Consider the following 3,969-nt stretch of genomic DNA (forward strand, 5'->3'; position numbering starts at 1 on the left):
GGGTCCTTGCGGGAGGGGGATTCGGCTGTGCGGTGGTATCCGTTCTGAGCGCCCGCCGGCCTTCAGGGCGTGATGCTGACCTTCAAGGCGTGGTGTCGAGTGAGCAGTCGTACCGGTAGGTGACACAGACCACAGGAACTCCCCCCGCTTCATGGAGAGAAGAGGGTGTGAAGGACTCAGAGAACGAGGTGCGCCGTCGGGTGCGCGAGGGGGACCGCGCGGCGTTCGCCCAGCTGTACGAGGAGTTCGCCCGTGCCGTGTACAACCACGGGTTGCGCCTGACCGGCGACTGGTCGACAGCCGAAGAGATCATGTCCGAGACGTTCCTGGCCGCCTGGCGCACACGTACGCGTGTACGAGAGGACGGTGGTTCCCTGCTGCCCTGGCTGCTGGGCATCGCCACCCACAAGGCGGACAACGCCCGGCGGAGCCTGCGTCGGCGCCAGTCGTTCCTGGCGCGTCAGTCCCGGCCGCCGAGTGTGGAGGACTTCGCGCCCCAGCTGGCCGGACGGATCGACGACGCGGCCCGTCTGCGCGCCGTTCAGGTCGCCCTGGACCGGCTGAGACGCCAGGAGCGGGAGGTGCTGGCCCTGTGCGTGTGGTCCGGCCTGGACTACCAGCAGACGGCCGAGGCCCTGGGCATCGCGGTCGGGACCGTACGTTCCCGGCTCTCGCGTGCCCGTAAGAAGCTCGCCCGTCTCGCGGAGGAAAACCCGGAACCGGGCTCCGCCCGCGGAGAGATGACAAGTGAGGCCGCGATCGCGGCCCTGCCCGTGCGGGAGGAGCTCATATGAAGGACAGGACCACCTCCGCTTCCCGGGAGTGGCGCGACGACCGCGAGGAGATCGCCCGCCTGCTACCGCCCCCGGCCGACTGGGACGTTCCGCGCGAGCAGCACCTTCGTCACAAGGATCTACTGATGCGCACCATCGACCGCGACCAGGACCAAGTTCGTGACCACGACCGTGACCGCGACCGTGACCGCGACCAGGCCGTACGTACCCGGCCGGCCCGTCGGCTGCCGCGGCCCGCGCTTCTGGCACCGGCGACCGCGCTTGCCCTGGCCTGCGCGGTGACCGCGGGAATCGCCCTGACCGGCAGCGACAAGGGGTCCGGTACCGCGTCGCACGGCGCGGCCACGGACATGCGGCCCGCCGCGGCCCTCCTCGACCGGATCTCCACCGCCGCCGGGGAACGCACCGCCCCCACCGTGCGGGACGACCAGTTCGTCTACACCAGGGAGAAGACCCGCGGCGCCGACCTGACCACCGGGAAGGCCGTACTCGGCCCCCTGGTCGACCGTGAGGTGTGGTCCGCCCAGGAGCCGGGGCGTCTGCGCAAGCTCGGTCTGATCCGGGAAGACGGTCAGACGTTCCCCGTCAACGCCAATCTAGGTGACACCCACGGCACGGCGGCCGGCCTCTACCGGCCCACCTACCGCTGGTTCGGTTCCCTGCCCACCGACCCTGACAGACTGCTGACCTACCTGTACGCGAAGACCCCGCGCGCCGAGAGCCGCGAGCGCGACCAGGCGGTGTTCGAGCAGATCGGCGCGCTGCTCGGCGGGGTGATGCCGCCCCGCACCGCTGCCGCCCTCTACCGGGCCGCGGCGAAGATCCCCGGTGTCACCCCGGCCCCGAAGGCGCGTGACGCCATCGGCCGCCAGGGCCTCGGCATCGCCCGCGACGACACCCGTTACGGCATCAGGACCGAGTGGGTCTTCGGTACCAAGGACTACGCCTTCCTCGGCTCCCGCAGCTACCTGATCAAGGACACGTCCTACGGAAAGTCCGGCACCCTGCTGTCCAGCGACGCCGAGCTGGACCACGCCGTGGTCGACGAGGCCGGCGAGTCGCCCGCCGCCGGGTAAGGGGCAGGGAACGGGCGGCCCCGGCGCTTTCGTCGGACCCGACCGTCACGGGCGCGTGCGCGTGCGCGTGGGGACCGACCTTGAAATCGCGTGGTGACCGACCTTGAAATGTCGCGCGGTTCCCCGCGCCCCTACGCGGGCCGTTCCCCGGCCTGGATCGTCCGCGCCGCTCGCCGCAGCTCCGTGAGCACCGTCCGTACGGCTTTGCGGGCCGCGCGTTCCGGGCGGTGCAGGGCGTCGATCCGGCGTCTGGCCCGGACGCCGCTGAGGGGTCTGAGGACCAGGGCCGGGTGGGGGCGGGAGGTCCAGCGGGGCATCAGGGCGAGGCCTCCGCCTGCGGCCACCGCCTCCGCCGCCACCGCGAACTCGTTGATGCGGTGGGCGAGATGGGGGCGGCGGCCGGCCGCGGTGGCGATGGCCTCGATCGTCGCCATGATCGGGAAACCGTCGTGCACGGCGATCCAGGGCTGGTCGGCCACATCGTCGGGGGTCAGAGTGCGCTTGGCAGCGAGCGGATGGTCGGCCGGCATGGCCACGTCGAGGGGTTCGCGCAGCAGCGGGGTGGCCGCCACCGTGCGGGGCCAGGGCGGCGCGTGGTCCAGACGGTGGGCGAGGACCAGGTCGTACTCCCGGGTCAGCGGCGGGAAGTCGTCCTGCGTCACGTCCTCGTCGGCCAGCGCGAGCACCGGCCCGTCCGGTCGGGCGAGGGCCCGCAGCAGCAGCGGGAAGAAGGCGGCGCCCGCGCTGTGGAACGCCGCCACGGACACCTCGCCGTCCGGCCGGTCCAGGAACTCCTCCACGGTGTGCCGGGCCCGCGCCAGGGCCGCCTCCACCTCGGTCGCCGCGCCCGCCAGCGCCTGCCCGGCGTCGGTCAGCACCAGGCGGCGCCCCTGGCGCTCGGTGAGCGGGACCGGGATGGCGCGCTGGAGCAGCCGCAGTTGCTGCGAGATCGCGGAGGGCGTGACGAGCAGCGCGTCGGCGACCGCGGTGACGCTGCCCAGCTCACCGAGTTCACGCAGGATCCGCAGCTGCCGTTCGTCCATGGGACGAGTGTAGGCGGCCGATGAAGGGAAACTAAAAGATCGTTTAAGAAGGTGAGTCTGGGCTAAAGGGTTGTCGGCAGTGCACCGTGAACGCGTGTCCGACTCTCGCCGTACCGACGCGGTACTCCTCCTGGTCGCGCTCGTCTGGGGTTCCAGTTATCTGTCCGCCCAGACCGCCACCTCCGCCCTGCCCGTTCTCGTGGTCCTGTTCGCGCGCTACGCCGTCTCCGCGCTCGCCTGTCTCGGCCTGGTCGCCGCCGGGCGGGGGAAGGGGCGGGGACAGGAGCGGGGACAGGGGCAGGGCAGTGGTCTTCGTCCGTTCACCCGGGAGGAGGTGCGGGCCGCATTGCCGCTCGGGGTCACGCAGGCCGCCGTGCTCGTCGTGGAGACGTACGGGGTCGCCCACACCACCGCCGCCAACGCGGGCCTGATCATCAGCCTGACGATCGTGCTCACCCCTCTCCTGGACCGCGCCGGACATCCCGGCGGGCTGCCCCCGGTCTTCTACGCCGCCGCCGGCGTCTGTGTCCTGGCCGTCGGTCTGCTCATGTCCGGCAACGGTTTCCACGCGCTGCGCCTTGGCGACCTGCTGATGCTCGGGGCGGCGTTGATACGGGCGGTCCATGTGGCCCTGGTCGGACGCCTCACCACGGGCCGGGCGATCCGCCCCCTGCACCTCACGACGCTCCAGACCGTGATCGGCACGGTCCTGTTCCTGCCTGCCGCGGCTCCCGGTCTGCCGGCGCTCGTCCGCGCCGATTCCGGGACGTGGACGCAGTTGCTGTATCTCGCGCTGTTCTGCAGCGTGTTCGCGTTCCTCGGCCAGACCTGGGCCGTGCAGCACACCTCGGCGAGCCGGGCCAGCCTGCTGCTGGGCACGGAGCCGATCTGGGCCGCCGCGATCGGGATCGCTCTGGGCGGGGAGCATTTGACGCCGCTCACGGCGCTCGGTGCGACGCTGATGGTCACGGGCACGTACTGGGGGCAGTCGGTGGAACGCGCCCACCGCTCGGCGCGGGCCGAGTTGCTCGCCCCCGCCGCCCCTACCCGTCCCGT

At 71.9% G+C, this 3,969-nt stretch carries 4 protein-coding genes; 3 read left to right on the forward strand and 1 reads right to left on the reverse strand.

Going from position 1 to position 3,969, the window contains the following annotated elements; genetic code table 11:
• Positions 1-188 precede the first annotated feature (188 nt).
• Together AOK08_RS37240 and AOK08_RS37245 are read left to right on the forward strand one after the other, a co-directional pair.
• Entirely contained in the window at positions 189-794 is a 606-nt protein-coding gene (locus tag AOK08_RS37240) for an RNA polymerase sigma factor (RefSeq protein ID WP_055534345.1), read from the forward strand.
• Positions 791-1,870, forward strand: coding sequence for a CU044_5270 family protein (locus tag AOK08_RS37245; RefSeq protein WP_055534342.1), 1,080 nt, complete (start codon positions 791-793; stop codon positions 1,868-1,870). The genes AOK08_RS37240 and AOK08_RS37245 overlap by 4 nt, the downstream gene beginning before the upstream one ends.
• 131 nt (positions 1,871-2,001) lie before the next feature.
• Here the strand turns inward: AOK08_RS37245 and AOK08_RS37250 are convergent, their stop codons facing one another.
• Complete coding sequence (locus AOK08_RS37250; protein ID WP_055534344.1) at positions 2,002-2,913, reverse strand: LysR family transcriptional regulator; 912 nt, start codon at positions 2,911-2,913, stop codon at positions 2,002-2,004.
• Between the two features lie 94 nt (positions 2,914-3,007).
• Between AOK08_RS37250 and AOK08_RS37255 the strand changes: the two genes are divergently transcribed.
• Positions 3,008-3,969: DMT family transporter (locus tag AOK08_RS37255; protein WP_055534346.1), on the forward strand; the 962-nt coding region annotated here is incomplete at its 3' end.

Source organism: Streptomyces graminilatus (assembly GCF_001418565.1).
Lineage (GTDB): Bacteria > Actinomycetota > Actinomycetes > Streptomycetales > Streptomycetaceae > Streptomyces > Streptomyces graminilatus.

Bases quoted from the DNA above. Each gene is read 5' to 3' on its own strand.
- AOK08_RS37245 (WP_055534342.1), top strand. From the start codon at position 791: ATGAAGGACAGGACCACCTCCGCTTCCCGGGAGTGGCGCGACGACCGC.
- AOK08_RS37250 (WP_055534344.1), bottom strand. From the start codon at position 2,913: ATGGACGAACGGCAGCTGCGGATCCTGCGTGAACTCGGTGAGCTGGGC.